The following is a 26,763-nucleotide window of genomic DNA, read 5'->3' on the forward strand; positions in this document are numbered from 1 at the left end:
TGAGGACGCGGGGTCCGGGGCTGGCCCCGGGATGGGACGGGTAGGGGCGGCGGGGGCGAGAAACCCCCTCAGCTCAGGACCAGAACGACCAGCGCCGTCGTCGCCGCCGTCTCCGCGAGTGCGCCGAACACGTCACCCGTGACCCCACCGAACCTGCGGACACAATGCCGCAGCAGGAACTCGGCCGCTGCGCAGGCGACGAGTACGGCGAACACGCCGCGCACGACGCCGTACATCCCGTCGTACGCTCCCAGGAGCGCGCCGATGGCCGTGACGACGGCCACCACGAGCAGCGCCCCCCGCAGGGGAACTGTCTCGGCGACCGCCGCCCCCAGGCCCTCGGGCCGAGCCGCCGGCACCCCCGCGCGGGAGCCCAGGGTGAGCGCAAGCCGCGCGACGGTCGCCGAGACGACGGTCGCGTACACCCCGCCGGTCCAGGAGGCCCCGTACGCCTGGGAGAGCGCGGCCACCTGCGCCAGCAGCACGAAGAGCAGGGTGATGACGCCGAACGGCCCGATGTCCGACTGCTTCATGATGCGCAACGCGTCCGCGGCGGGTCGGCCGCTGCCAAGCCCGTCCGCCGTGTCGGCAAGCCCGTCGAGATGGAGGCCGCGCGTGAGCACGGCGGGTACCGCGGTGGTGGCCACGGCGGCGAGCAGCGGGCCGGCGCCCAGGAGCAGGAACAGCCAGCCCGTCAGGGCCGCGCACAGGCCGACGACCAGACCCGCGACGGACGCGCAGAGCATGCCCGTACGGGCGGCCTCGCGGTCCCAGCGGGACACCGGCACGGGGAGCACGGTGAGGGTGCCGAAGGCGAAGCGGAGGCCGTCCGGCCAGGGATTCGCGGCGGGCTCGGGCGCGGGCTCGTTCTCGGGCTTGGACACGGGCGGCAGGGTACGGCACAGCAGGCAGCGGGCCGGATCCGGTCGCAGGATGGGTCCATGGGTGACTGGTGGTACCGGAACATTCTCGAGCCGGGGAAGCTGCCACTGCTGCTGGCGCTCGCCTCGTTCGTGCTCACGTTCGTGATCACGCGGGTCATCACCCGGCTCATCCGCGCGGGCAAGGGCCCGTTCGGCAACGTCAAGACCGGCGGCGTGCACATCCACCACGTCGTCCCCGGAGTGATCCTGACCGTCGTCGGCGGCTTCGGCTCGGTGGCGGGCGGAGGGCACGGCTTCGGCACGATGGTGAGCGCGGTGCTCTTCGGGATGGGCGTGGGCCTGGTGCTCGACGAGTTCGCGCTGATCCTGCATCTCGACGACGTCTACTGGAGCGAGCAGGGCCGCAAGAGCGTCGAGGTCGTGGCGATCACGACGGCGCTGGGAGGCCTGGTCCTCCTCGGCTTCGTGCCGTTCGGCGTCAACGACCTCAGCGAGGAGGAACTGCAGGACCGCGGCGCCGTCATCAGCAGCGTGGCGGGCAACTTCCTCATCGCCCTGCTCGCCCTCAGCAAAGGCAAGGCCCGCCTCGCGATCTTCGGCGTGATCGTCCCGCTCGTCGCCCTGATCGGCGCCGTCCGCCTCGCCCGCCCCGGCTCCCCGTGGGCCAAACGCTTCTACCGCCGCCGCCCGCGCGCCCGCGCCAGATCAAGCCTGCGCGCCTACCGCCACGACCGCCGCTGGTCCGGCCCCCGCCGCCGACTGGAGGACTTGATCGGCGGCAGACCGGACCCGACCCCGCGCCCCTAGGGAGGCCGCAGGCCTCTCAGGGGCGCGGGGCTGTATCGATGTGCGGCTCCGCCGCGCGGGCGCGACAGCGCCCCGTCAGGGGCGCGGGGAACTGCGCGACCAGCCACAACGAACCCGCAGCTTGAAAACTGCCTTACCCAACGGAGCTCTCGGACTCCTCCGGGTCTTCCGAGCCCTTCGGCTCCTCCGCCTCCGGCATCTCCGGAAGCTCAGCGGCCAGCGCAGCCGCAGCCTGGACCAAGGGAAGGGCAAGCAGCGCCCCCGCGCCCTCGCCGACCGTGACCCCGTGGTCCAGCAGCGGCTCGAGAGCCATACGGTCGAGGGCCTTCGCCTGCGCGGGCTCCCCGCTGTTCTGGCCCGCGAGCCACCAGTCGGGGGCACGGAAGGCGACCCGCTGCCCGACCAGCGCGCAGGCGGCGGAGACGACGCCGTCGAGGATCACCGGAGTCTTGCGGACCGCGCTCTGCAGCAGGAAACCGGTCATCGCCGCGAGGTCGGCGCCGCCCACCGTCGCGAGCAGCTGCAACTGGTCCCCGAGTACGGGCCGGGCCCGCCGCAGCGCGTCCCGTACGGCCGCGCACTTGCGCATCCAGGCCAGGTCGTCGATCGTGCGCCCGCCGCGCCCGGTGACCACGGAGGCGTCGGTCCCGCACAGCGCGGCGATCAGTACGGCCGCGGCCGTCGTCCCGCCGACGCTCACATCGCCGAGGACAACCAGATCGGTCCCGGAGTCCGCCTCCGCGTCCGCGAGGGCGACCCCCGCGCGGAACGCCGCCTCCGCCTCCTCGATGGTCAGCGCGTCCTCCACGTCGATCCGCCCGGAGCCACGCCGCACCCGATGCCGTACGACCTCGTCGGGCAGCGTCTCCGGCTCGCAGTCGAGCGCCATGTCGATCACGCGTACGGGCACGCCGAGCCGCCGGGCCAGCACCGTCGCGGGGCTCGCGCCGTCGAGCACGGCCCGCACCAGCTGGTCGGCGCTGCCGGGCGGCCGGGCGGAGACACCGAGTTCGGCAACCCCGTGGTCACCCGCGAACAACAGCACACGCGGACGCTCGATCGCCCGCACCGGCACGGCCGACTGCGCGGCCGCCAGCCACTCACCCAGTTCGTCGAGACGCCCGAGGGACCCGGGCGGCACGATCTGCCGCTCCCGGCGCGCCTCGGCGTCCCGGCGCATCCCGCCGTCGGGGCGCTCGATCAGGTCGGTGAAGTCGTCGAGATTAAGCGAGCTCATTCGCCGAACAGTACCGGCAGAGGCCGCACCCGACCTTGGACGGGCCGCCCACGCGACAAGGCCCCCGTCAGCACCCTGTCACGGCAGGTGAAGCAACGACTCCACTACGTCATTGCATCGGTGAGGGTGATCCCCTACGTTCCGGTTTGCAGTGAATTGCCGTACGGGTCTTACGGGTCGTACCGCGTCGTTCTTGGCAGGAGCCGCTCATGCCCCCCACACCGCAGACCAGTGCCACGCGCCGCATCGCGTATCCCCGCGAACTCGCCCTGGATCCCGACAAGTTCCGCGAGCCCCGCAGGCCCGACTGCCCCTGGTGCGGCTCACGGCGGCTGCGCACCCGGCTGCGTACGCCGGACCTGCTCCAGCGCAAGCCCGGCACCTTCGTCCTCGACGTGTGCGAGGACTGCGGCCACACCTTCCAGAACCCCCGCCTCACCGCCCAGGGCCTGGCCTTCCACCACCGGGACTTCCCTCACGAGACCCTGCCCCTACGCATCCTCCGCACCCGGGCCGGACGCGGACGCCACCTGGCCGTGGCCCGCGCGATGCTCCCGTACGGCGAGCCCGAGAGCTGGCTGGACGTCGGCACCGGATACGGCCGGTTCCCGGCCGCCGCCAGGGAGGTGCACCCGTACACGGCCTTCGACGGGACCGACCCCAGCGCACGCGTCGAGAGGGCGCGGGCGCTGGGCCGCATCGAGGAGGCGCACCGCGGCCGGCTGCCCGGCCTCGTCGAGCGGCTGCGGGCCCGCTACGACGTGGTGAGCATGCTCCACCACCTGGAACACAGCCCCGACCCGCGCGAGGAGCTGCGCGCCGCGCTCGCCGTGCTGCGGCCCGGCGGGCATCTGCTGGTCGAAGTCCCGGACCCCGACTGCGCGTTCGGCGCGCTGCTCGGCAAGTGGTGGCTGTCGTACGGGCAGCCGCGGCATCTGCACCTCGTGCCGCTGCGCAATCTGCTGGGCGAGCTGGACGGGCTCGGCTGCACGGTCGTCTCCGTCGACCGGCGGGCACCGCATGTCCCGTACGACCTCACCGGAGCGGTGGCGCTGCGCTTGGCGGGGCGAGGGTTTGCTCCTGTGCTGGCCGTTCCGTTCGCCCTGGACCGTGCCCTGGCCCCGCTGCTGCGCCGCACCCGCTTCTCCAACTCGTACCGCGTGCTTGCGCGGCGCTGAGCCCTTTGACCGCTCCGCGGTCCTGTTCTCCCCGCCGCTCCGCGACGTTTTTCCCACCCGCCCGCCCGTCTTGATCGCTCCGCGATCCCCGAATCCGGCCGCTCCGCGGCCCCCCGATCCCGGCCCCTCCGCGGCCCTCACCCCCGCAGCGACACCGCCTGCCCCGCCACCACCAACAACACGTGCTCGCACTCCGCCGCGAACCCCGCGTTCAACCGCCCCAGTTCATCGCGATAGCGGCGGCCCGAAGGCGTGGCCGGGACGATCCCGGACCCGACCTCGTTCGAGACGGCCACGACAGTGCGGCGGGTCTCGCGGACCGCGGCCGTCAGCTCCTCGACCCGGGCCCGCAGGGCGGGTTCGCCGCCGCCGGCCCACTCGTCGTCGTCCCAGGCGTCGACGGAGTCCATCGCGTCCGTCAGCCACAGCGACAGACAGTCGATCAGCAGCGGCGGCCCGTCCTCCTTCAGGAGCGGTACGAGATCGCAGGTCTCGGCGGTACGCCAGGACGCGGGGCGCCGCTCACGATGGGCGCTCACCCGCGCCGCCCACTCGCCGTCACCGTCGCGGGCACCACCGGTCGCCACGTACAGCACATCCGGGAAGGCCTCCAGACGCCGCTCCGCCTCCACGGACTTCCCGGACCGCGCCCCGCCGAGGACCAGCGTCCGGCGCGGTACGTCGGGCACGTCCTCGTACACGCCCACGATCAGCGTCGTCCCGTCCGGCACCGCCCGCGCGCCCGCCGCCGCGAGCCGCCTGTGCAGTTCCGGGCCCGGCGGCACATCGTGGCCGACATGGACCGCGATCACGTCGGTCGTGGGTCCGACGGCCCCGGCCGCGCGCAACCGGGCCAGCGCGTCCGGCCGCCCGAGGACATCGGTGACGACCATGTCGTACGACTCGTCCGCCGTGTCCTCCCCCACTCTCGGCTTCGCTCGAGCGGGGGGACCCCCACCATCGAGCCCCGAGGGTGCCGCGCCCGGCGGCAGATACAGCAGCCGCTGCCCGTCGGGCCCGGTCACCGCGTACCCCGTCCCGGGCGCGTCCAGCGGCACCGCCCGCACCCGATGCCCGGTGAGCAGCGCCAACTCCCGCCCGTCCGGCACCCGTCCGGGCTGCGGCAGCCCCGCGGGCACCTCGACCGCCGGCCCGTCATGCGGATGCGACAACAACACCTGCCGCACACCACCGAGCGACCGCCCCACCCGAGCAGCCGCGAACGCCGCCCCTGGAGTGAGGTCGAGCAACAACGTGCCGTCGACGAGAGCGGCGGTGGCAGCCCGCGCCTCCCGCCCGAGCGCAGCCGCGCAGGCCGCACAGGGACAACCGGGGCGGGGCAGACCATCGGGAGCACCGGTCCCGAGCAGAGTGAGTTCCACGGGGGTGATTTTTCCGCCTCGACCTACCGCCTGCGCGACAGGGGCCCCTTTAGGGACGCACCCTTTGGACGCGCGAACCCCGAACCTGCGGCGGAGCGCCTAGTCTGGGACGCAACCCGATCTTGCTCGGTACTGGTTCGGTACTGGTTCGGTACTTGGGAGGCGACATGGCGGCATGGACGTGGCGGTTCGAGAAGGCCGACGGGGCGGAGGTCCAGCCCGCGGTACAGCCCGAGGAGTTCACCACGCAGGGAGACGCCGAGTCCTGGATCGGTGAGCACTGGAAGGCGCTGGCCGAGGGGGGAGCGGACCAGGTACGGCTGTTCGAGGACGCGACGGAGATCTACGGCCCGATGAGCCTGCACGCCGAGGCTTCTTCGGAGTAGACGTATCGCAGATGTATCGCAACAGGCACAGTGGCCGCGACCGTACGCACGGTCGCGGCCACTGAAGCTTCAGGGGCTCAGCCCCGCACCCCGCACAGGTGCAGCAAGGCCGCGACTCCCCGGTATGGATCCGTCCGCCCGGCCCGCTCCTCGGCGGCCAGCAGCGCTTCCACATCGTCCGGAACGGGCGCGTCGTCCGCGGCCAGATCCGTGAAGATCCGCACCCCGTACCAGGTGTGCAACGGCGCCCCGATCCCGGCCAGCGTGCCGGTGAGCGTGTCGAGCCGGTCCGCGCGTACGTCGAGGCCGAGCCGGTTCGTATAGGCGCTGGTGCCGAACGCGGCCAGCGCACCGGGCCAGTCACCGGCGAGGCCCGCCCGCATGGCGAGGGCGTCCCCGTTCCGTACGAGCAGCGACAGCAGTCCGCCGGGGGCCAGCATCCGGGCCAGGCCTGCGACCAGGGCGTCGGGTTCCTCGACGTACATGAGCACGCCGTGGCACAGCACCACATCGAAACTGCCCGGCAGGAAGTGGACGCCGGTCTCCCGCCCGTCCCCCTCGAAGAGCCGCACCCGGCTGCGTATCCCCTCCGGCTCGGCGGCGAGCGCCTCGCGGGCCGTGGCGACCATCTTCGGGTCCTGCTCGAGGCCGGTGACCTTGTGCCCGGCCCGCGCCAGGCGGAGCGCCTGGGTGCCCTGGCCCATGCCCACGTCGAGCACCCGCAGCCGCTGCCCCACGGGGAACCGCCCGGCTATCTGCTCGTCGAGCTGCCGGGCCACCAGCTCCTGGCGTACGACATCGCGCAGGCCGCCCAGCTTGCTCAGCCAGGCATCCGCCGCACCCCCCGCGAAAGCTGCCGCGCTCAGGGCCGCTCTCCGCGCTTGACCTGCGGCTTCGGCAGCCGGAGGCGACGCATCTGGAGGCTGCGCATCAGCGCGTAGGCGACCGCGCCGCGCTTGGGCTCGTCCGGGTGGCGCTCGTTCAGCTGCTTCTTCAAGCGGATCGCGATGCCGATCGAGTCGACCACGATCATCACGATGACGAAGAGCCACAGCAGCAGAGCGATGTTCTGCAGCTGCGGTATCTGGACCATGCTCAGTACGAGGATGACCACAGCCATCGGCAGGAAGAACTCGGCGACGCAGAACCGCGAGTCGACGAAGTTGCGCGCGTACTTCCGCACCGGGCCCTTGTCACGGGCGGGCAGATAGCGCTCGTCACCGCTGGCCAGCGCTTCGCGCTGCTTCGCCAACGCCGCGCGGCGGTCTTCGCGCTGTCGCTTGGCCGCCTCCTTGCGGTTCGTCGGAGTACTGGCGACACTGCGGCGCTGGGACTGGGCCTCACTGCGCTTGGGCGTGGGGCGACCCTTGGGGGCCTGCGGGTCGCGGGGCTGCTTGGAGTCGGTCACCTGCGCCTTGTCGGCGAGGGCCTTCTCTTCCTTGGCACGGCTTCGGAACACAAAACCCAAGGGTAAGGGGTTCGCAGGCATGGACCACAGTCCTGCGGGGAACGATCCGGCAACACCGGTCGTCTGTAGGGGCACAGGGGGGACACAGAGAGGGCGTCGCCGACGGTTCGCCCCCAGTGCGCCTGAGGCAATCCCGAAGTTGTCCCGTACCTAACCCTGGGAGGCACCTACTCCCTACGCCGGAGCGGTGCCGACCACAGTCGTCCTTGGGGATGAGCGCATCCGTCCCCGAACAGTGCGGTAATAGATGCAGAGCCCGTACCGTGGGTTCTGTTGCAGTCGCTGGAGCTGGAAGTCCGTCAGAAGGGGGCGCGCGAAGCCCATGAGCGGTGTCATGAAGCGTATGGGGATGATCTTCCGCGCGAAGGCGAACAAGGCCCTTGACCGGGCCGAGGACCCGCGCGAAACCCTCGACTACTCGTACCAGAAGCAGCTGGAGCTGCTGCAGAAGGTGCGCCGCGGAGTCGCCGACGTGGCGACCTCCCGCAAGCGCCTGGAGTTGCAGCTGAACCAGCTCCAGAGCCAGTCCTCGAAGCTGGAGGACCAGGGCCGCAAGGCCCTCGCCCTCGGTCGGGAGGATCTGGCGCGTGAGGCGCTGTCGCGCCGTGCCGCGCTCCAGCAGCAGGTCACGGACCTGGAGACGCAGCACCAGACCCTCCAGGGAGAGGAGGAGAAGCTCACGCTCGCCGCCCAGCGGCTACAGGCCAAGGTCGATGCCTTCCGTACGAAGAAGGAGACCATCAAGGCCACGTACACCGCCGCCCAGGCGCAGACCCGGATCGGCGAGGCCTTCTCCGGCATCTCCGAGGAGATGGGCGACGTCGGCATGGCCATACAGCGCGCCGAGGACAAGACGGCGCAGCTCCAGGCGCGGGCCGGCGCCATCGACGAACTGCTCGCCTCCGGTGCCCTCGACGACTCGTCCGGGCTGCAGAAGGACGACATCCAGAGCGAGCTGGACCGGCTGTCCGGCGGCACGGACGTGGAGCTGGAGCTCCAGCGCATGAAGGCCGAGCTGGCCGGCCCCTCGTCGCAGCAGCAGGCGATCGAGGGCGGTACGGGCCAGTCCCAGGACCAGTCCCAGTCACAGGACCAGCCGCGGGACACTCCGCGCTTCGACAAGCAGTGAGTCCCACGCCGTAGCAGTCCCACGCCTTGAGGAGGGCGTCGTGATCGTACGGATCATGGGGGAGGGACAGGTGAGGCTGGACAACGCCCACTTCACCGAACTGAACAAGCTGGACGACGAGCTCCTCGCGGAAATGGAGTCCGGCGACGAAGAGGGCTTCCGGCGCACGCTGGGAGCCCTCCTCGCAGCGGTACGCCGCCTGGGCACCCCACTTCCCGACGACGCCCTCGAACCCTCGGAACTGATCCTCCCGTCCCCGGACGCAACACTGGAGGAAGTCCGGGAAATGCTGACCGAGGACGGCTTGATCCCGGGCTGACGAAAACTCGGGCGCCTTCGAACGCGGGCGGGGCGCAGCCCCGTCAGGGGCGCGGGGAACTGCGCGACAAGCCACAACGAACCCGCACTCGCTGCAAACCCGAACCCACCACCCCCGTAGGCGCCCAGCTCAACCCCCGGTTACCGCCACCAGCCGTTCCGCCCCACGCAGTGGCCCCGTACGGTAAACGCGTGACCACAATCAAGCGCACCGGCAACTGGCTGCGGACCCACCCGCTGGCAGTGGACGGCGCGCTGGCGGCAGCCGTACTGGCGTGCATGATCGTCGGGTCGTTCGTCGCCCCGGACGAGCGCGACCACGGCAAGACCTGGGGCACGCAGACACCCGACGCGCTGGGCCTCACCCTGATGACGCTGGCCGCCATCACCCTGGTCTTCCGCCGTCGCGCCCCCCTGCCGGTGCTCGCGGTGACAGGCGCCCTCTCCCTCCTGGAGCTGGCCAGTGGCGATCCGCGGACCCCGGTCGTCATGTCCGCCGTCGTCGCCCTCTACACCGTGGCGTCGGCGACCGACCGATCCACCACCTGGCGGGTCGGACCGCTCACCATGACTGTCCTGACGGGCGTCGCGATGCTCGCCGGCTCCATGCCCTGGTACGAGCAGGAGAACCTCGGCATCTTCGCCTGGACCGGCATGGCCGCAGCCGCGGGCGACGCGGTCCGCAGCCGCCGCGCCTTCGTGCACGCCATAAGGGAGCGCGCCGAACGCGCCGAACGCACCCGTGAGGAAGAGGCCCGCCGCCGCGTCGCCGAGGAACGCCTCCGCATCGCCCGGGATCTGCACGACGTCGTCGCCCACCACATCGCGCTCGTCAACGTCCAGGCCGGAGTCGCCGCCCACGTCATGGACAAGCGCCCCGACCAGGCCAAGGAAGCCCTCGCCCACGTACGCGAGGCCAGCCGCTCCGCGCTCAACGAACTCCGCGCCACCGTCGGCCTGTTGAGGCAGTCCGGCGACCCCGAGGCACCCACCGAACCGGCCCCGGGGCTGAACCGGCTCGAGGAACTCGTCGGCACCTTCCGCAGCGCGGGTCTGCCCGTCGAGGTGGCCCGCACCGACCAGGGCACCGCCCTGCCCGCCGCCGTCGACCTGGCCGCGTACCGGATCATCCAGGAAGCCCTCACCAATGTGCGCAAGCACGCGGGTACGGAGGCGAAGGCCGAGGTCAGCGTCGTACGCGTGGGGCCGAACGTGGAGATCACCGTGCTGGACAACGGGCCAGGCGACGACGCGGAGGCCCGGCAGGACAAGAACGGCGGGCACGGGCTGCTCGGAATGCGCGAGCGGGTCTCCGCGCTCGGCGGCAGCTGCACCGCCGGACCCCGCTACGGAGGCGGCTTCCGCGTCCATGCGATCCTGCCGGTCAAGAGCCGCACCGCCGACAAGGCCGGGGGCACGACCAGAGGCACCGCCTCGGCGAACGTGCCGTCGACGACTGCGGCATCCAGGAGAACGGCACCCACGGGGGACCCCGCATGACCATCCGCGTCCTGCTCGCCGACGACCAGGCCCTGCTGCGGAGCGCGTTCCGCGTGCTGGTCGACTCCGAGCCCGACATGGAGGTCGTCGGCGAGGCCTCGGACGGTGCCGAGGCGGTGCGGCTCGCGCGCGAGGAGCGGGCCGACGTCGTCCTGATGGACATCCGCATGCCCGGCACGGACGGCCTCGCCGCCACCCGGCTGATCAGCGCCGACCCCGGCCTCACGCACGTACGCGTGGTCATGCTGACGACCTTCGAGGTCGACGAGTACGTGGTGCAGTCCCTGCGGGCCGGGGCCTCCGGCTTCCTCGGCAAGGGGGCCGAGCCGGATGAGTTGCTCAACGCCATCCGGGTCGCGGCGAGCGGTGAGGCGCTGCTGTCGCCGGTGGCCACCAAGGGGCTGATCGCCAAGTTCCTCGCGCAGGGCGACGGAGCGGACGACGACCGGGACCCCGCCCGAGCCGAACGTCTCGCGGCGCTGACCGGACGGGAACGCGAGGTTCTCGTCCAGGTCGCGGGCGGCCACTCGAACGACGAGATCGCCGAACGCCTCGAGGTCAGCCCGCTCACCGTGAAGACCCACGTCAACCGCGCCATGGCCAAGCTGGGCGCCCGCGACCGGGCCCAACTGGTCGTCATCGCCTACGAGTCGGGGCTGGTACGTCCAAGGGTGGAGTGAGCCCCGTCCGCCCGTACTGCGCCCGCAGTAGGGGCCGGATAAGGAACGGGACCTGGGAGCGACGGATCGGCTCTCGACGGTGGCTCAGGGTGTAGGGGTGGGCGCTCACTTGTGCCCTTCATGCCGCTCCAGCACACACAGCCACCCCCAGCCACAGAAGAGAGATCCGCCACCCATGTCCTGGCTGTCCAGGTTCAGCCTCGCGCAACGGGCCCTGATCGGGCTGATGTCGATCGTCGCGTTAGCTTTCGGAGCGATCGCGATCCCGCAGCTCAAGCAGCAGCTGCTGCCCACCATCGAACTTCCCATGGTGTCGGTGCTCGCGCCGTACCAGGGCGCGTCCCCCGACGTCGTCGAGAAGCAGGTCGTCGAGCCCATCGAGGACAACCTCGAAGGCGTCGACGGCATCTCCGGCGTCACCTCCACCGCCAGCGAGGGCAACGCCCTGATCATGGCGTCCTTCGACTACGGCAACAACACCGAGCAACTCGTCGCCGACGTCCAGCAGGCCGTCAACCGCGCCCGCGTCCAGCTCCCGGACGATGTGGACCCGCAGGTCGTCGCCGGTTCCACGGACGACATCCCGACCGTCGTGCTCGCCGTCACCTCCGACAAGGACCAGCAGGCCCTCTCGGACCAGCTCGACCGCACGGTCGTGCCCGAGCTGCGCGACATCGACGGCGTCGGCCAGGTCACGGTCGACGGCGTACGGGACCTCGAGGTCACCGTCACACCGGACGACGCCGAGATGGCGCGCGCGGGGGTCAACCCTGCCGTCCTCGGCCAGGCACTTCAGGCAGGCGGCGCGACCGTACCGGCCGGCTCCTTCGACGAGGACGGCAGCAACCGCACCGTCCAGGTCGGTGGCGGCTTCACCTCGCTCAAGCAGATCCAGGACCTGATGGTCACCGGGGAGGGCGTCAAGAAGCCCGTACGCCTCGGGGACATCGCCACGGTCGAGGAGCAGCCTGCCACGGCGCAGTCCATCACCCGCACCGACGGGAAGCCCAGCCTCTCCGTGGCGCTGACGATGGACCACGACGGCAGCGCGGTCGCCATCTCCGACGCCGTCCAGGACAAGCTGCCCGACCTGCGGAAGGATCTCGGCTCCGGCTCGACGATCACCGTGGTCAGCGATCAGGGCCCGGCGGTCTCCAAGTCCATCTCGGGCCTGACGACCGAGGGCGCGCTCGGCCTGCTGTTCGCGGTCGTGATCATCCTGGTCTTCCTGGCCTCGGTCCGCTCGACCCTCGTCACCGCGGTCTCGATCCCGCTGTCGGTCGTCCTCGCGCTGATCGTCCTGTGGACCCGGGACCTCTCGCTCAACATGCTGACGCTGGGCGCCCTGACGATCGCGATCGGCCGCGTCGTCGACGACTCGATCGTGGTCCTGGAGAACATCAAGCGGCACCTCGGCTACGGCGAGGAGCGCCAGGAGGCGATCCTCAAGGCGGTACGGGAGGTCGCGGGCGCGGTCACGTCCTCCACTCTCACGACGGTCGCCGTTTTCCTCCCCATCGGCCTGACCGGCGGCATGGTCGGCGAGCTGTTCGGCTCGTTCAGTCTGACGGTGACGGCGGCGCTGCTGGCCTCGCTCCTCGTCTCGCTGACGGTCGTACCGGTGCTCTCGTACTGGTTCCTGCGCGCCCCCAAGGGCACGCCCGCGGACGCCGACGAAGCACGCCGCAAGGCCGAGGAGAAGGAGGCCCGCAGCAGGCTCCAGCGCTCGTACGTGCCTGTCCTGCGGTTCGCCACCCGGCGCCGCCTCACCAGCGTGGCGATCGCGATCGTCGTCCTCATCGGTACGTTCGCCATGGCGCCCCTGCTGAAGACCAACTTCTTCGACCAGGGCGAGCAGGAAGTCCTCACCGTCAAGCAGGAGTTGAAGCCCGGCACCAGCCTGGCCGCGACCGACGCCCAGGCCAAGAAGGTCGAGCAGCTGCTCGACGGTGTGAAGGGCGTCGAGGACTACCAGGTCACGGTCGGCTCGTCCGGCTTCCTGGCCGCGTTCGGCGGGGGCACGGACTCCAACCAGGCCTCGTACACCGTCAAGGTCGCGGACTCGGCCTCGTACGACGATGTCCAGGACCGGATCGAGGAGGGGCTCGGCAAGCTCTCCGGAATCGGTACGACGACGATCTCGGCCGGAGACGGTTTCGGCGCCCAGGAGCTGAGCGTGGTCGTCAAGTCCGCCGACGCCGAGGTGCTGCGCGAGGCCGCGGAGGAGGTGCGGGACGCGGTCGCCGGGCTCGACGACGTCACGGACGTGACCAGCGACCTCGCCCAGTCCGTGCCGCGGATCTCCGTCAAGGCCAACTCCGACGCCGCCGCGGCCGGGTTCAACGACACGACGCTCGGCGCCGCCGTAGCCCAGGCGGTACGTGGTACCCCCAGCGGCAAGGCGATCCTGGACGACACCGAGCGCGACGTGGTCATCAAGTCGGCGAAGCCGGCCCAGACGCTGGCCGAGCTGAAGAAACTCCAGCTCGGCCCCGGCGTGGTACTCGGTGACATCGCCACGGTGGAACTGGTCGACGGCCCGGTCTCGATGACCCGCATCGACGGCCAGCGCGCCGCCACGATCACGGCGAAGCCGACGGGCGAGAACACCGGCGCGGTGAGCGCGGACCTCACGACGAAGCTCGACGCGCTCAAGCTCCCCGACGGGGCGACGGCGGAGATCGGCGGTGTCTCGCAGGACCAGGACGAGGCGTTCGCGTCCCTGGGCCTCGCGATGCTCGCGGCGATCGCGATCGTCTTCATGCTCCTGGTGGCGACCTTCCGGTCCCTGATCCAGCCGCTGATCCTGCTGGTGTCGATCCCGTTCGCGGCGACGGGCGCGATCGGTCTGCTGGTCGCCACGGGCACCCCCATGGGCGTACCGGCCATGATCGGCATGCTGATGCTCATCGGCATCGTGGTGACGAACGCGATCGTCCTGATCGACCTGATCAACCAGTACCGCAGGCAGGGCTACGGAGTGGTCGAGGCCGTCCTGGAGGGCGGCCGCCACCGCCTCCGCCCGATCCTGATGACGGCGTTGGCGACGATCTTCGCCCTCCTCCCCATGGCCCTGGGCATCACGGGCGAGGGCGGCTTCATCGCCCAGCCGCTGGCGGTAGTGGTGATCGGCGGCCTGATCACATCGACGCTGCTGACGCTGCTGCTGGTCCCGACGCTGTACGCGATGGTGGAACTCCGCAAGGAGCGGCGGGCGAAGAAGCGCGCGGCGAAGCGGGAGAAGAAGGTCGGGGCCGCGTCCGGGTCCTCCGCAGAGGCGGAGTCCGGGGAGCCGGAGCCGGCGAGCGTCTGATGGGTTGATGGTGCCCCGTACGTTCGCGTACGGGGCACCATCGTGCGTTACGCCTTCAGGGAGTTGACGAACTCGTCCCAAGCAGCGGCTGGGACGAGGAGTACGGGGCCGTGGGGGTTCTTGCTGTCGCGGACGGGGACGACGCCGGGGAAGTCGTCGGTGATCTCGACGCATTCGCCCCCGTTGGTGTTGCTGTAGCTGCTCCGGCGCCACCGGGCGGAGTTCAGCTCGGGGGTGTGCTGCATGGCTTGTGATCCTCCATCGCGTCTCGGATCAGCTCCGCCGAAGCCGCCAGTGGGAGGGCGTTGGCGCGCAGTACCTCGTACTGTCGTCGCCACTTCTTCACCGAGTCCCGGTCCTCGTAGAGGTGACCGACCTGGATGCCCTCTTCGTAGGCCACGTTGGAGCCATTGGGAAGGGTGAGCAGGGTCAGGGCGCCGCCCATCAGCGAGTGTGGACCGGCACTGAAGGGCATCACCTGGACCTTGCTGTCCGGAGTATCCACCTGTTCGAGCAGCCAGGCCAGTTGTCTGTACATGCACTCCTCGCTGCCGACCTGTCGCCGGAGCACGGACTCGTCGATGATCGCCCAGCGCAGGGGCGGTTGAGCCGAGCGCAGCCGATCTTGACGGGACAGGCGGGCGTTGACACGCTCCTCGATCTGCTCCCGGGTCAGGTCCTCCTGGCGGCTGAGCAGGGCGTCGGCGTACTCCCTGATCTGCAGCAACCCGGGGAGAGCCTGGGCTCCGAAGTTCTCGATGACCTCCGCCTGCGCCTCGAAGTCCATGAACCGCCGGTACTGGTCCGGATGCGCCTCGCGCTTGGCCAGTTCGTACAGCCCGTGGAAGTGCCGGTCCGTGCCGAACCCGGCGTCCAGCCGGTCCGGCAGGTCCGGCGGTGGCATCAACTCCGCCGTCTCGACGCGCGCGAGCGTGCTCTTGCTGGAGTTCACGATGCCCGCGAGCTGTACGAGAGACAGGCCCGCGCTCTCGCGGTGGCGGCGCTGCTCGGCGCCGAAGTAGTGGCGGGCGGACAGGTACGGGGTCAGGGTCTGCGGCTTGAACGTCATCGGTCTCGCCTCTCGGCTGTCAGCTGTCGGCCGTTGTCGTCCCGATCTCAACGTCGGGACGGGGCACTCCTGTTGAAGCAATCTGCCATAGCGCAACGATGGCGACACACACGGTAATCAATCACCGGTGGTCATGCCCGGCAGAGGGCCAGGTTCGGAGGAGCGACGGAAGATGATGCGCGAAGGAACGGGCACCCCCTTGCGGTTGCTGCCCTGGACCACGCCGGACGGCCGCCCGTGTTACCTCAGCACGGACGACGCCGACAGCCGACTGTCCCGTATGGCGGATGAGTTGGAGACGGAGCTGCTCGGCTCGGCCGCGTACGTCCTGGACGCAGCCAAGTCGCTGCTCGACGAACCGGGCGCGGGGAAACGAGAGTTGCACTTCGCGGGCGTACGGCTGGCCGAAGCGTTGGGGGACGCGTTGCGGATCGCGGTGAGCAGGGGTGCGCGGCTACCGGAGAGCTGACCGCTCAAAGCATAGGTGGGGTACGGGAGTTCGTCGCGGAGCGGGCAGAATGGACCGGCACGGCTGCTGTCGAGAAGCTTCCGTTCGGAACAGTAGGCTTCCCAGGGGCGGCCCGTCGGTGACAGTTTCGGCAGGATGGTGCGATGGCAGGCGCGGATCGACGTGCTCTCGGTCAGGTGTTCAACGAGGTGCCGGAGCTCTACGACCGGGTCCGGCCGAGCTACCCCGACGAACTGTTCGCGGATCTCGTCACTGTCACCGGCATGGGCGAAAGGTCGTCGGTGCTTGAGGTGGGGTGCGGTACCGGCCAGGCGACGCGCTCGCTGGCAGCGCTCGGGTGCCCAGTGACCGCCGTCGAGCAGGGCGCGGGAATGGCCGCACTCGCTCGCAGGCGGCTCGCTGCCTTCCGCAACATCGAAGTCGAGACGTCGACGTTTGAGGAGTGGGACGACCGCGGTGCGCGCTTCGATGTCCTTGTGGCTGCGTCGGCGTGGCACTGGATCGATCCGTCGATTGGCTGGCAGCGAGCGCACGATGTGCTCCGTCCCGGAGGTTGGATGGCGTTGCTCGGCAACGTTGTTGTCCGCCGATCGGGAGAGCCGGAGGTGTACGCCGAGACCGCCGATCTCCACGAGCGGTTCTGCCCCGGGAACCCCGACTGGGGTCATCCTCCCCTGGAGGACGACGTGCGCACCACCGACGAGGGCTGGGGCCTGGTCGACGATCCGGGAGGATTGTTCGGCCCAACGATCGTGCGCTGGTATCCAACCGTTCAGTGGTTCAACGGGGACGGCTTTGCCGATCACCTTCGCTCGTTGTCGCTGTACCGGAGGCTCGACCGCGACGTCCGTGAGCCCCTGCTCGACGCCATCGCTGAGCGCATCCGCACGCGGATGGGCGACCGAGTATCACGCCGTTACCTGAGCGTCCTCCGTGTCGGACAGCGCGCCGAATGAGCCCAGGGATGAAGGCGAAGCTTCAAGTTCTGGGACGGGATGGCCTTGGGCTCGCGAGGCCGCGCGGGCCTGGAGAGGGCGCGATGGTGGGGAGCTCAGGCAAAGGCCGCCAGGCCTCATTCGTTCGGGTGACGAGGCTATGATCCGGGCCGCTTGATAATCTAGGCATTATACGTTCCGGTCATGAGCTGGGAGATCATCCTCACTCCCGAGGTCCATGACTGGTTCCTCGGGCTTGACGACGCCAGCGCGTCCCTGGTGCGCGACTCTATCGAGTTGCTCGCCGATCGAGGGCCGATGCTGGGCAGGCCTGCTGTGGACCGGATCCACGGCTCACAACTGCACAACCTCAAGGAGTTGAGACCAGGCTCGTCCGGCAGGAGTGAGATTCGCATCCTGTTCCTGTTCGATGTGGAACGGCAGGCCCTACTGCTGGTGGCCGGGGACAAGGCGGGAAACTGGCAGGGCTGGTATCCCGATGCGATCAAGCTTGCCGAGGAACGGTACGACCGTTATCTCGAGACCCCCTGTGAGGAGATCGAATGAGCAAGCACTACCGGTGGGAGACCTCGCTGGCTGCCAGGCGCTCCGCAGACCCGGGAATCGACGACCCCGAACGCATCGCTGCGGCACGCACGGCCCGGGAGGCGGCCACCCTTGGGCACCATCTGGCCGAACTCCGTCGACAGCGCGGTCTGACCCAGGCCGAGGTGGCCGACAAAATGGGGGTCTCGCAGGTCCGTGTGTCGCACATGGAGAACGGTGACATCGACCGCATGCAGGTCGAGTCCATCGCCGTCTACATCGCGGCCCTGGGCGGGCACCTGCGGCTGGTGGCTGACATCGGCGACGTCAGCACAACCTTCGTCGACTACACAGCTCTCCTCATCGCCTGATCCGCAGGGCTGCCGCCGCGGCACGGCGCAGGGGCGCCCGCTGTCAAGGGACACCCCTCGCTGGCGTTGCCCGACAGAGCGTCTACGCCCCGCCGTACAGGCGCCCCAGATCCACGAGGACCACTTCGCCGCGTTCGGCCGCTGCCTGTAGGGCCGGTGTGGAGCCGATGCCGCTGTAACAGGCGGGGCGGGCATGGCTCGTGTCGATGCCTCGGGGTGTGAGGAGTCCCAGGATGTAGCGGATAGAGCGGTGAGAACGTCGCGTCACAAGGCGCCTTATTTTTAGTGCCGTACTTCTAAGAAGTACATCTCTAAAAACGAGAACACACGTCGATGGACATGGGCGAGCCCGCATTGCGGCGCCCCCAGGGGCCGCGGGCGACGGCCGTACTGGAAGGCGGCCGCCGCCTCCGCCCCATCCTGACGACGGCCCTGGCAACGATCTTCGCTGTCCTCCCCCTGGCTCTGGGCATCACGGGCGGAGGCGGCTTCATCGCCGAGCCCTGGCCGGAGCCCGCGTCCGTGTGACCGCAGCGTCCCCGGCGGCGGCCGGGTCCCCAACCCCAACGGTTCGGTGCCCGGCCGCCGTTGTGTGCCGTTACGTATCCTGTGGGCTCGAACTGCTTTACGGGGGAAGGGGATTCGGGCGGTGCCACTGCACAGGGACGACCCGAAGTCGGTCGGCGGGTACAAGCTGGTCGACCGGCTCGGAGCCGGGGGCATGGGGGTCGTCTACCGGGGCAGAGCCCGTTCGGGGCGCGAGGTCGCCGTCAAGGTGGTGCACGCCCAGTACGCCGCGGACGGCGTCTTCCGGGCCCGGTTCCGGCAGGAGATCGAGGCCGTCCGCAAGGTGAGCGGCGCCTTCACGGCACCGGTCGTGGACGCCGACCCGGAGGCGGCGCGGCCGTGGATGGCGACGCAGTACGTGCCCGGCCGCTCGCTCGCGCAACGGATCCGCGACCGGGGCCCGCTCCGGGACGCCGAGCTGCGGCAGCTGGCGCTCGGGCTGGTGGAGGCACTGCGCGACATCCACCGGGCCGGGGTCGTGCACCGCGACCTGAAGCCGGCGAACGTCATGATGGCCGAGGACGGCCCCCGGGTCATCGACTTCGGCATCTCCCGCGCGGCGGAGAACCAGACCCTGACCGAGACCGGCCAGATGATCGGCACCCCGCCGTTCATGTCCCCGGAGCAGCTGACCGACGCCCGCACGGTCGGTCCGGCATCCGACGTCTTCTCCCTCGGGGCGCTCCTGGTCTACGCGACGACCGGGCGGGGGCCCTTCGACGCCGACAGCCCCTATCTGACGGCCTACCGGGTGGTCCATGACGAACCCGTGCTGGACGGGGTGGGGCAGCCGCTGCGCGGGATCCTGGAGCGCTGCCTGGCCAAGGAGGCCGCGGACCGCCCCGGACTGGACGAGCTGGCCGCGGAGTTCGCCACCGCCCTGCCCGAACCCGACGCGGGCGACCTGGCCACCATGTCACTGCGCCTGGAGGAGCTGCAGGCCACGCCGGACACCCGCATCGGCACCTTCACCGACCCGGCCACCTCCACCGGCCCCGGCAGCCGGAGCCGCCGTGTCCGCCCGCTGTTGGCCGCCACCGGCACGGTCGGGGCGTTCGCCCTCGGGCTGACGGCCTATCTGATGCTCGGGCCGGGATGGGCGGACAGCGGCGACGGCGCGACCCCTTCGCCGTCCGCGACCGCGCGGTGGTCGGCGCCGCCGAGCGGCTGGAAGCCGTGGCAGACCACGGTGTTCAAGGCGGCGCCGCTCGGCGCCGAGAAGGCGTTGGGAGCGCAGGAGGGTCTGACGTCGGGTGAGCCCGACTGTCTGCTGCACGAGGACGCCGTCTACTGCGCGGGCGAGAGCATCCTTCCGGTACGCGTGGACGCCCTGACCGGCAAGACCGTCTGGCGCGCCGAGGTCGTACCGTCCCGTATCGGGAGCGGGATGTACTCCGCCTCGCTGCTCGGCGTGCAGGACGGCACGCTGCTCCTGAGCCAGTCCGTCTCCAGCGAATCCGCCGAGAGCGACCCGGTCGACGTCTTCGCCCTCGACATCGCGACCGGCGCCGAGCGGTGGCACCGTACGGTGAACGACGCGAACCTCGAGTTGGCCCTGTCCGGCGACATCGTGCTGACCTCCGACACCGGCCGGGAGGCGACGGCCAGGTCGCCGCGCACGGGCGCCGTGCGTTGGACCGCACGGATGCCCGCCGGCTACTACTGCTCGTTCCTGACGGCCGGCGAGGGGCTGTACGCGAACTGCAGCCCGGCCGAGGCCGCCGATCAGACGACCGCCCGGCTCCTGGAGGTGGACCGGACCGACGGTTCGGTGCGGACCCTGAAGACCCCGGCCGCCAGCGGCATCCTCGGCGCCCTCGACGACCGGCTGGTCCTGCTGGAGATGGACGCGGAGGACCTGAACTACTTCCGGATCCTGCTGCTGGACCCGAAGACGGGCGCCCGCACCTCGACGAAACTGGCGGACGACTACGGGGACAACGTGACGCTGGCGGACGCCACCTTGTGGTTCACCGCGTCCAACGGTCAGGTGACCGCCGTGTCGGCGCGTACGGGCAAGGTGCTGTGGAAGACCAGCACCAGCCTGGAACAACCGGGAGAGGCACGGTACGACCCACGGGCCGGAGCCCTGTACATGACCAGTGCCAGCGGGCGCGTGGCGGCCCTCGACGGCCGTAGGGGAAAGGTGCTGTGGGAGACGTTGCCGCGCACCGAGTGGGTGACGTCCGGCATCTTCCAGCCCAAGGTGCTGCTCCACGACGGCACGCTGGTCGTGTCCACTCCGAACGGCACCCTCTTCGCCATCGACCCCGCCCACCCCGAGCGGAAACCCGCCGCGGAGTGAACGGGGCCGGGGACAGGGCTACGGCAGCGCCAGCATCCGCTCCAGCGCCAGCTTCGCGAACTGCTCGGTCTCCCGGTCGACCTCGATACGGTTCACGAGGTTGCCCTCGGCCAGGGACTCCAACGCCCAGACCAGGTGCGGCAGGTCGATGCGGTTCATCGTCGAGCAGAAGCAGACCGTCTTGTCGAGGAAGACGATCTCCTTGCCCTCGGGTGCGAAACGGTTCGCCAGGCGGCGTACGAGATTCAGCTCCGTACCGATCGCCCACTTGGAGCCCGCCGGAGCCGCCTCCAGGGTCTTGATGATGTGCTCCGTCGAGCCCACGTAGTCCGCCGCGGCCACGACCTCGTGCTTGCACTCGGGGTGGACGAGGACGTTCACGCCCGGGATCCGCGCGCGCACGTCCGCCACGCTCTCCAGCGAGAAGCGCCCGTGCACCGAGCAGTGGCCCCGCCACAGGATCATCTTCGCGTCGCGCAGCTGCTCGGCGGTCAGCCCGCCGTTCGGCCTGTGCGGGTTGTAGACGACGCAGTCCTCGAGCGACATGCCCATGTCCCGCACCGCGGTGTTCCGCCCCAGGTGCTGGTCGGGCAGGAAGAGCACCTTCTCGCCCTGCTCGAAGGCCCACTCCAGGGCCCGCTTGGCATTGGACGACGTACAGATCGTGCCGCCGTGCTTGCCCGTGAACGCCTTGATGTCCGCGGACGAGTTCATGTACGCGACGGGGACGACCTGCTCGGCTATCCCGGCCTCGGCCAGTACGTCCCAGCACTCGGCGACCTGCTCGGCCGTCGCCATGTCGGCCATGGAGCAGCCGGCGGCGAGATCCGGCAGTACGACCTTCTGGTCGTCGTCGGTCAGGATGTCCGCCGACTCCGCCATGAAGTGCACACCGCAGAAGACGATGTACTCGGCCTCGGGCCGCGCCGCCGCGTCCCGGGCGAGCTTGAAGGAGTCTCCGGTGACATCCGCGAACTGGATGACCTCGTCACGCTGGTAGTGGTGGCCGAGCACGAAGACCTTGTCCCCGAGCTTCTCCTTTGCCGCGCGGGCGCGCTCGACCAGGTCCGGGTCGGACGGCGAGGGCAGGTCACCGGGACACTCGACGCCGCGCTCGCTCCTCGGGTCGGCCTCACGGCCGAGCAGCAACAGGGCGAGGGGCGTCGGCTGTACGTCGAGCTCCTGGGTCTGGGCGGTGGTCACTAAACACGCACCCTTTCTGTTCTGCGGCTCGCTTGAATCACCTGGAACGATCAAGCAGGACAAGCCTTTTCGTCGAATTGACGTTATCTATCATAACCGCTTCACGTCAGTTTGACGACGGCCATATTGTCGATGTGACGTGAATCCCGCCGCGTTCCGAGTCGGTGAGAGGCGATGAACGGGCAGGTTGCGGGAAGGCGTACATCGAAGGCGTACACCCGGGGCTGTCCAGAGCGGTCCAGGGCCATCCAGGAAGGCTGCTTCCGGGGGTTGTCCACAGGTCCGCGGCTTGTCCACAGGGCATTTTCCGGTCCCGACCGCATGTGCGAGCATGAAGGAGCAAGCGAAAGACACGCGCTCGGCCCGGAATGAATCCGCGGCCCCGCCGGTTGCAACCGTCGGCAAGCAGTCTCCGTACAACCCGGGAGAGAAGCAGATGTCCGTATCGGACGAGACCACCACCGTGAGCGACGGCATCCTCCTGTCGGACGCCGCCGCGGCCAAGGTCAAGGGCCTGCTCGAGCAGGAAGGCCGCGACGATCTGGCGCTGCGCGTCGCCGTTCAGCCCGGCGGCTGCTCCGGCCTGCGGTACCAGCTCTTCTTCGACGAGCGCTCCCTCGACGGAGACGTCGTCAAGGAGTTCGGCGGTGTGAAGGTCGTCACCGACCGCATGAGCGCTCCGTACCTGGGAGGCGCCTCCATCGACTTCGTGGACACGATCGAGAAGCAGGGCTTCACGATCGACAACCCGAACGCGTCGGGTTCCTGCGCCTGCGGCGACTCCTTCAGCTGACCCGAGCCCGGCCTCGTACCTCGCGGTACGGAAGGCCGTGTCACGCAGAGAGGCGGCGCCCCCTCCAACGGGGCGCCGCCTTCGCGTGCTCAGAGCCTGTGCGGCGGGCTTGCTGAGCGGACTTGCCGAAGTCCGGTGCGGTACCGCGTCCTTTAGGGGCGCGGGGAACTGCGCGACCAGCCACGACGGACCTGCGCTTCGAACCGCATTTCCAGCGGAGCGCAGGCGCCTACTCGGTCGGCTTGGGCAGGTCCTTCTCCAGCGGCAGCGCCTTGCCGTCCGTACTCACGACCTTGCGGTCCCCGAGCGGCTCCTTCAGCTCCACCGTCTTGTGGAAGGTCTTCGCGATCATGATGCAGACCTTGTCCTTCCACGGTGTCTCGGTCACCTTGACCGTCACGGCGTCGCCCGTTTCCTCGGCCGACGCCGAGTAGTCGCTGCACACGCCGCCCGTGAAGCGCACGGTCAGCTTCTTGCCGTCCGCGCTGTAGCCCTCGACCCTGACGTCCCGCTGGGCCGGCGCGGCGCTCGGATCGTCACCGGGCTCCCCGGGCTTTGCGCTCGGAGTGTCCTTCGGCTGGCCCGGAGACGTCAGGAACCTCGGCTCGACCGCCGGATGCGTCACCGTGAAGCTCTCCTCGGCCCCATCGGTCCGTACCTCGAAGAGCCAGGACGGCACCAGCGCCTGCCGCCCGTCCACGAACTGCGACGCCAGGCCGAAGGTGGCACCCTCGACGACCGCGGCGGGCGTGAACTTCAAGGTCGACGGCTCGCACGGGGCATTCTCCATACCCTCCAGGGGGACGGGGGTGGCGCACCCGCCGATGCCCACACGTCCGTCGCCCGCCGTGGACCGGTTCAGCAGGTCGAGCGTCTTCTCCGCGCCGAGGACGGGGTACGTGTCCCCCTTCGCCGGGGCCTTCAACTGGCCGCTGCCGCCCACCACTTGACCGTCCGCGCCGATCTGGACACCGGTCGTCCAGCCGTACGTCGGCAGCCCGCCGACCTTCGGCTCGGCGTTCACCACGCGCTTCGTGCCCATGAGCTGGCTCGCGTCGAGCTTCGCGTCGTCCTGACCGATCGCCTTCAGGACGGGCGCGGCGGCCTTCTTCGCGGCGTCCACGCTCACCGGGTCGGCCTTGGCGTCCGGGGTGGTCGCGCCGCTCTCGCACACCGTGGTGCTCTCGCAGGGGTCGATGTCGGGGACGGAGCGGCTGTACGTCCAGGTGCCGGGCGCCTTCTTGCTCACCTGAAGGCCCGGTCCCGAACCGTCCTTGCCGGCCCCGACCTTCCAGGCCTCGCCCTGAGCCGTCGGCTTGCCCGCCACGCCAAGGGCCTTCGCCAGTTCGGCGACCTCGGCGGCCGTGACCTCGCCCTTCGTGCGGTACACGGGAGCGGAGTCGGGGCCGTCGGGGGCCGTGCCCTCGAAGCGGTACTTCGTACCGTTCGGGTCGGGCTCGCCGGGCGCGATGCCGGTCGTGTCGCCCGTACCGCTCTCGGTGTAGCCGTCCAGGGCGAGCGGCGGCGGATCGCCGTCGCCTCCCGGCGTACCGGACCCACCCCGGTCGTCCACGCCACCGCTGCCCGACGCGGTCGTGGCGAAGTACGCCCCGCCGCCTCCGACGAGCAGCACCGCGGCCGCGACCGAGGCGGCGACTGCCACCGAACGCCTCCGGCGCGGCCGGACGGGTTCGTCCCGGACGGCTTCGTCCTGAACGACCTCGTCCTGAACGACCTCGTCCTGGGCGGCCTGGTCCTGACCGGCCTCGTCCTGGCCGGCATCGCTCCCGACGGGTTCGTCCCGGGCAGCTTCCTCCTGGACGGTCTCGTCCGTGGCGGCTTCCTCCCGGACCGTCTCGTCCCGGGCGGCGTCGTCCCTGACAGTTTCGTCCGGGGCGGCTTCCTCCCGGACGGCATCGTCGTCGGGTCGCTCGGTGTTCACCGCATCGCTCCTTCTACCGCACCGCGGTCCCATGAGACCCAGCCCTGACAGGGCAGGGCGCAGCAGGGTCGTATCCCGTCTCCCCTTTACGGGGGACAGCCATGGGACGCGGCGGGGGAGCGCTTGGTTCCCTCCATGGAGCCGTTCGCGGCATCGCGCCCTTAGGGAGGCCCCGCGCCCCTAGGGAGGCCGCAGGCCTCTCAGGGGCGCGGGGCTGTATCGATTTGCGGCTCCGCCGCGTGGGCGCGACCAGCCACAACGAACCCGCAGTGTTCAACCCGCCTAACCAGCGGAGCGCTCAGTCCCCGTAGTCCGACATCGCGTCCAGCAGGCGGGCGGACTTCGGCGGAACCGTTACGCCGTGGATGAGTGACGGGGAGACCGGGAGGGGAGTGATCCGGGCGGGTGCGGTCCAGTGCGGCACCATCCGGGCGCAGTCGCCGCGCAGCTCCGCGAGACCGCCCTCGAGGTCGAGACCGCCTTCGAGGCCCAGCGGAGCGGAGCCGTGGATCTTGAGGTTCGTCATATCGGAACCGTATGCACCGGATGGCCTACGGCAAAAGCCCTACTATTGGGTAGTTCTTCCCGCTTCGAAGTTTTCGAAGTTGTGGAGCCGACCCGATAGCGTGAACTGTCAACTCTCCCTTCTCGCAGGAGCGTGTCCTAGCCGTGCGTATCGCAGTCACCGGCTCCATCGCCAACGACCACCTCATGACCTTCCCCGGCCGATTCGCCGACCAGCTGGTCGGCGACCAGCTGCACACGGTCTCCCTCTCGTTCCTGGTCGACAAACTGGACGTACGCAGGGGAGGTGTGGGCGCCAACATCGCCTTCGGCATGGGTCAGCTCGGCTCCCGGCCGATCCTGGTCGGAGCCGCGGGCGGCGACTTCGACGAGTACCGGGCCTGGCTGGACCGGCACGGCGTCGACACCGCGTCCGTACGCATCTCCGAGGTGCTGCACACCGCGCGCTTCGTCTGCACCACGGACGCCGACCACAACCAGATCGGCTCCTTCTACACCGGCGCCATGAGCGAGGCCCGGCTGATCGAGCTCAAGTCGGTCGCCGACCGCGTCGGCGGGCTCGACCTCGTCCTCATCGGCGCGGACGACCCCGAGGCGATGCTCCGGCACACCGAGGAGTGCCGGACCCGGGGGATTCCCTTCGCGGCCGACTTCTCCCAGCAGATCGCGCGTATGGAGGGCGAGGAGATCCGGATACTCCTGGACGGCGCGACGTACCTCTTCTCGAACGAGTACGAGAAGGGGCTCATCGAGTCCAAGACCGGCTGGACGGACGCCGAGATCCTCGCCAAGGTCGGCCACCGCGTGACGACCCTCGGCGCGCGCGGCGTCCGCATCGAGGCCGTCGGCGAGGACACCGTCGAGGTCGCCACCGCCGAGGAGACGGTGAAGGCGGACCCGACCGGGGTCGGCGACGCGTTCCGCGCGGGCTTCCTCTCGGGCCTGGCCTGGGGCGTCTCGCACGAGCGCGCCGCCCAGGTCGGCTGCATGCTCGCCACGCTGGTCATCGAGACCACCGGCACGCAGGAGTACGAGCTGCACCGCGTCCACTTCATGGACCGCTTCACCAAGGCGTACGGCCATGAGGCGGCGGCGGAGGTCCAGGCGCACCTGGCCTGACGGCCGGCCTGGCAGCTGGCCGGACAGTCGCCCGGCTACGACGTACGGCGGACCACGTAAGCCGAACCGTGGTCCGCCGGCTCCTCCCCGACGTACTCTTGACCCCGCATCGCGCACCACGCCGGGATGTCCAGGCGGGCCGCCTCGTCGTCCGAAAGGACGCGGATCGTGCCGCCCAGGGGGACGTCGTCGATGACCTTCGCGAGTTCGATGACCGGGATGGGGCAGCGCCTGCCGAGGGCGTCCACGGTGAGGGTGTCCTCGACGGCGGGGGCCTTCGGGGTGTGGACCGGGGCGCCCAGTTTCTGGCGGACCGTCGAGACCGCGGCCGGCAGTACGCGCAGGAAACGGTCCACGTCCTCCTCGGGCGTGCCCAGCGGCAGCGACACCCGGACGTTGCCCTCCGTCAGTACCTCCATCGCCTTCAGCACATGGCTCGGCGTCAGCGTGCTGCTCGTGCAGGACGAACCGGACGACACCGAGAAGCCCTCGCGGTCGAGCTCGTGCAGCAGTGTCTCTCCGTCGACGTAGAGACAGGAGAAGGTGAGGAGGTGGGGGAGCCGGTGTACCGGGTCGCCCACCACCTCCACGTCCGGGACCAGTTCAGGCACCCGCGCGCGGATCCGGTCCGTCAACT

At 70.2% G+C, this 26,763-nt stretch carries 28 protein-coding genes; 16 read left to right on the top strand and 12 right to left on the bottom strand.

The window, feature by feature from the left end:
• Window positions 1-68: 68 nt before the first annotated feature.
• Window positions 69-884, bottom strand: a complete 816-nt coding sequence (locus IEZ21_RS08000; protein WP_246567402.1) for an adenosylcobinamide-GDP ribazoletransferase — start codon at window positions 882-884, stop codon at window positions 69-71.
• A 57-nt stretch (window positions 885-941) separates the two neighbouring features.
• Between IEZ21_RS08000 and IEZ21_RS08005 the strand changes: the two genes are divergently transcribed.
• A complete protein-coding gene (locus IEZ21_RS08005; protein WP_246567404.1) occupies window positions 942-1,691 on the top strand; it encodes a hypothetical protein in 750 nt (249 codons plus the stop codon).
• 133 nt (window positions 1,692-1,824) lie between these two features.
• On the opposite strand, the gene cobT is transcribed toward IEZ21_RS08005, so the two are convergent.
• Complete coding sequence (cobT, locus tag IEZ21_RS08010; RefSeq protein ID WP_189321168.1) at window positions 1,825-2,928, bottom strand: nicotinate-nucleotide--dimethylbenzimidazole phosphoribosyltransferase; 1,104 nt, start codon at window positions 2,926-2,928, stop codon at window positions 1,825-1,827.
• 209 nt (window positions 2,929-3,137) lie between these two features.
• Here cobT and IEZ21_RS08015 point away from each other — a divergent pair, with 209 nt between their 5' ends.
• Window positions 3,138-4,106, top strand: a complete 969-nt coding sequence (locus IEZ21_RS08015) for a class I SAM-dependent methyltransferase (protein ID WP_189321169.1) — start codon at window positions 3,138-3,140, stop codon at window positions 4,104-4,106.
• Window positions 4,107-4,243: 137 nt separating this feature from the next.
• Here IEZ21_RS08015 and IEZ21_RS08020 read toward each other — a convergent pair whose 3' ends face one another.
• On the bottom strand, window positions 4,244-5,488 hold the full coding sequence (locus IEZ21_RS08020) for a bifunctional adenosylcobinamide kinase/adenosylcobinamide-phosphate guanylyltransferase (RefSeq protein WP_189321170.1): 1,245 nt from the start codon (window positions 5,486-5,488) through the stop codon (window positions 4,244-4,246).
• A gap of 167 nt (window positions 5,489-5,655) precedes the next feature.
• Here IEZ21_RS08020 and IEZ21_RS08025 point away from each other — a divergent pair, with 167 nt between their 5' ends.
• Window positions 5,656-5,874 carry a hypothetical protein gene (locus IEZ21_RS08025; RefSeq protein ID WP_189321171.1) on the top strand — a complete coding sequence of 73 codons (219 nt, stop codon included), beginning with the start codon at window positions 5,656-5,658 and terminating at the stop codon, window positions 5,872-5,874.
• A 77-nt stretch (window positions 5,875-5,951) separates the two neighbouring features.
• On the opposite strand, the gene IEZ21_RS08030 is transcribed toward IEZ21_RS08025, so the two are convergent.
• Both IEZ21_RS08030 and IEZ21_RS08035 read right to left on the bottom strand, forming a co-directional pair.
• On the bottom strand, window positions 5,952-6,653 hold the full coding sequence (locus IEZ21_RS08030; RefSeq protein ID WP_189321172.1) for a class I SAM-dependent methyltransferase: 702 nt from the start codon (window positions 6,651-6,653) through the stop codon (window positions 5,952-5,954).
• 83 nt (window positions 6,654-6,736) lie between these two features.
• A complete protein-coding gene (locus IEZ21_RS08035) occupies window positions 6,737-7,363 on the bottom strand; it encodes a DUF3043 domain-containing protein (RefSeq protein ID WP_189321173.1) in 627 nt (208 codons plus the stop codon).
• 301 nt (window positions 7,364-7,664) lie between these two features.
• On the opposite strand from IEZ21_RS08035, the gene IEZ21_RS08040 reads away from it, so the two are divergent.
• The 5 genes from IEZ21_RS08040 to IEZ21_RS08060 all read left to right on the top strand — a co-directional run bounded on the left by IEZ21_RS08040 (window position 7,665) and on the right by IEZ21_RS08060 (window position 14,282).
• Window positions 7,665-8,471 (top strand): PspA/IM30 family protein, encoded by an 807-nt coding sequence (locus IEZ21_RS08040; RefSeq protein WP_033325455.1) that lies wholly within the window; start codon window positions 7,665-7,667, stop codon window positions 8,469-8,471.
• A gap of 40 nt (window positions 8,472-8,511) precedes the next feature.
• On the top strand, window positions 8,512-8,790 hold the full coding sequence (gene pspAA / locus IEZ21_RS08045; RefSeq protein WP_189321174.1) for a PspA-associated protein PspAA: 279 nt from the start codon (window positions 8,512-8,514) through the stop codon (window positions 8,788-8,790).
• A 191-nt stretch (window positions 8,791-8,981) separates the two neighbouring features.
• Window positions 8,982-10,289, top strand: coding sequence for a sensor histidine kinase (locus IEZ21_RS08050; RefSeq protein WP_189321175.1), 1,308 nt, complete (start codon window positions 8,982-8,984; stop codon window positions 10,287-10,289).
• Window positions 10,286-10,969, top strand: a complete 684-nt coding sequence (locus IEZ21_RS08055; protein ID WP_033325451.1) for a response regulator — start codon at window positions 10,286-10,288, stop codon at window positions 10,967-10,969. The genes IEZ21_RS08050 and IEZ21_RS08055 overlap by 4 nt, the downstream gene beginning before the upstream one ends.
• 175 nt (window positions 10,970-11,144) lie before the next feature.
• The gene (locus IEZ21_RS08060; RefSeq protein WP_189321176.1) at window positions 11,145-14,282 is read left to right on the top strand and encodes an efflux RND transporter permease subunit; all 3,138 of its coding nucleotides are present in this window, start codon (window positions 11,145-11,147) and stop codon (window positions 14,280-14,282) included.
• 47 nt (window positions 14,283-14,329) lie between these two features.
• Here IEZ21_RS08060 and IEZ21_RS08065 read toward each other — a convergent pair whose 3' ends face one another.
• Window positions 14,330-14,527 carry a DUF397 domain-containing protein gene (locus IEZ21_RS08065; protein ID WP_189321177.1) on the bottom strand — a complete coding sequence of 66 codons (198 nt, stop codon included), beginning with the start codon at window positions 14,525-14,527 and terminating at the stop codon, window positions 14,330-14,332.
• Window positions 14,506-15,351 (bottom strand): helix-turn-helix domain-containing protein, encoded by an 846-nt coding sequence (locus tag IEZ21_RS08070; RefSeq protein WP_189321178.1) that lies wholly within the window; start codon window positions 15,349-15,351, stop codon window positions 14,506-14,508. Before IEZ21_RS08070 ends, IEZ21_RS08065 begins: the two co-directional genes overlap by 22 nt.
• Before the next feature lie 172 nt (window positions 15,352-15,523).
• Between IEZ21_RS08070 and IEZ21_RS08075 the strand changes: the two genes are divergently transcribed.
• The 4 genes from IEZ21_RS08075 to IEZ21_RS08090 all read left to right on the top strand — a co-directional run bounded on the left by IEZ21_RS08075 (window position 15,524) and on the right by IEZ21_RS08090 (window position 17,672).
• Window positions 15,524-15,820: a hypothetical protein gene (locus IEZ21_RS08075; protein WP_189321179.1), complete on the top strand. Its 297-nt coding sequence runs from the start codon at window positions 15,524-15,526 to the stop codon at window positions 15,818-15,820.
• Between the two features lie 143 nt (window positions 15,821-15,963).
• Window positions 15,964-16,776 (top strand): class I SAM-dependent methyltransferase, encoded by an 813-nt coding sequence (locus tag IEZ21_RS08080; protein WP_189321180.1) that lies wholly within the window; start codon window positions 15,964-15,966, stop codon window positions 16,774-16,776.
• 183 nt (window positions 16,777-16,959) lie between these two features.
• Window positions 16,960-17,322, top strand: a complete 363-nt coding sequence (locus IEZ21_RS08085; RefSeq protein WP_189321181.1) for a type II toxin-antitoxin system RelE/ParE family toxin — start codon at window positions 16,960-16,962, stop codon at window positions 17,320-17,322.
• Complete coding sequence (locus IEZ21_RS08090; RefSeq protein ID WP_189321182.1) at window positions 17,319-17,672, top strand: helix-turn-helix domain-containing protein; 354 nt, start codon at window positions 17,319-17,321, stop codon at window positions 17,670-17,672. Before IEZ21_RS08085 ends, IEZ21_RS08090 begins: the two co-directional genes overlap by 4 nt.
• Before the next feature lie 82 nt (window positions 17,673-17,754).
• Here IEZ21_RS08090 and IEZ21_RS08095 read toward each other — a convergent pair whose 3' ends face one another.
• Window positions 17,755-17,940: a hypothetical protein gene (locus IEZ21_RS08095; RefSeq protein WP_189321183.1), complete on the bottom strand. Its 186-nt coding sequence runs from the start codon at window positions 17,938-17,940 to the stop codon at window positions 17,755-17,757.
• A 71-nt stretch (window positions 17,941-18,011) separates the two neighbouring features.
• Here IEZ21_RS08095 and IEZ21_RS08100 point away from each other — a divergent pair, with 71 nt between their 5' ends.
• Window positions 18,012-18,200, top strand: a complete 189-nt coding sequence (locus IEZ21_RS08100) for a hypothetical protein (protein WP_189321184.1) — start codon at window positions 18,012-18,014, stop codon at window positions 18,198-18,200.
• Between the two features lie 121 nt (window positions 18,201-18,321).
• Window positions 18,322-20,544 (top strand): serine/threonine-protein kinase, encoded by a 2,223-nt coding sequence (locus tag IEZ21_RS08105; protein WP_189321185.1) that lies wholly within the window; start codon window positions 18,322-18,324, stop codon window positions 20,542-20,544.
• A gap of 18 nt (window positions 20,545-20,562) precedes the next feature.
• Here IEZ21_RS08105 and nadA read toward each other — a convergent pair whose 3' ends face one another.
• Window positions 20,563-21,747, bottom strand: a complete 1,185-nt coding sequence (gene nadA / locus IEZ21_RS08110; protein ID WP_189321186.1) for a quinolinate synthase NadA — start codon at window positions 21,745-21,747, stop codon at window positions 20,563-20,565.
• A gap of 436 nt (window positions 21,748-22,183) precedes the next feature.
• On the opposite strand from nadA, the gene IEZ21_RS08115 reads away from it, so the two are divergent.
• Window positions 22,184-22,540 (top strand): HesB/IscA family protein, encoded by a 357-nt coding sequence (locus IEZ21_RS08115; protein WP_033325602.1) that lies wholly within the window; start codon window positions 22,184-22,186, stop codon window positions 22,538-22,540.
• A 229-nt stretch (window positions 22,541-22,769) separates the two neighbouring features.
• Here IEZ21_RS08115 and IEZ21_RS08120 read toward each other — a convergent pair whose 3' ends face one another.
• Both IEZ21_RS08120 and IEZ21_RS08125 read right to left on the bottom strand, forming a co-directional pair.
• Window positions 22,770-24,482, bottom strand: a complete 1,713-nt coding sequence (locus IEZ21_RS08120; protein WP_246567406.1) for a hypothetical protein — start codon at window positions 24,480-24,482, stop codon at window positions 22,770-22,772.
• A gap of 298 nt (window positions 24,483-24,780) precedes the next feature.
• Window positions 24,781-25,008: a hypothetical protein gene (locus IEZ21_RS08125; protein ID WP_033325434.1), complete on the bottom strand. Its 228-nt coding sequence runs from the start codon at window positions 25,006-25,008 to the stop codon at window positions 24,781-24,783.
• 143 nt (window positions 25,009-25,151) lie between these two features.
• Here IEZ21_RS08125 and IEZ21_RS08130 point away from each other — a divergent pair, with 143 nt between their 5' ends.
• The gene (locus IEZ21_RS08130; RefSeq protein WP_189321187.1) at window positions 25,152-26,126 is read left to right on the top strand and encodes a carbohydrate kinase family protein; all 975 of its coding nucleotides are present in this window, start codon (window positions 25,152-25,154) and stop codon (window positions 26,124-26,126) included.
• Window positions 26,127-26,161: 35 nt separating this feature from the next.
• On the opposite strand, the gene IEZ21_RS47435 is transcribed toward IEZ21_RS08130, so the two are convergent.
• A partial coding sequence (locus tag IEZ21_RS47435) for a cysteine desulfurase/sulfurtransferase TusA family protein (protein WP_246567408.1) occupies window positions 26,162-26,763 on the bottom strand: 602 nt, incomplete at its 5' end.

The organism is Streptomyces flaveus, from assembly GCF_014647675.1.
Classification (GTDB): Bacteria; Actinomycetota; Actinomycetes; order Streptomycetales; family Streptomycetaceae; genus Streptomyces; species Streptomyces flaveus.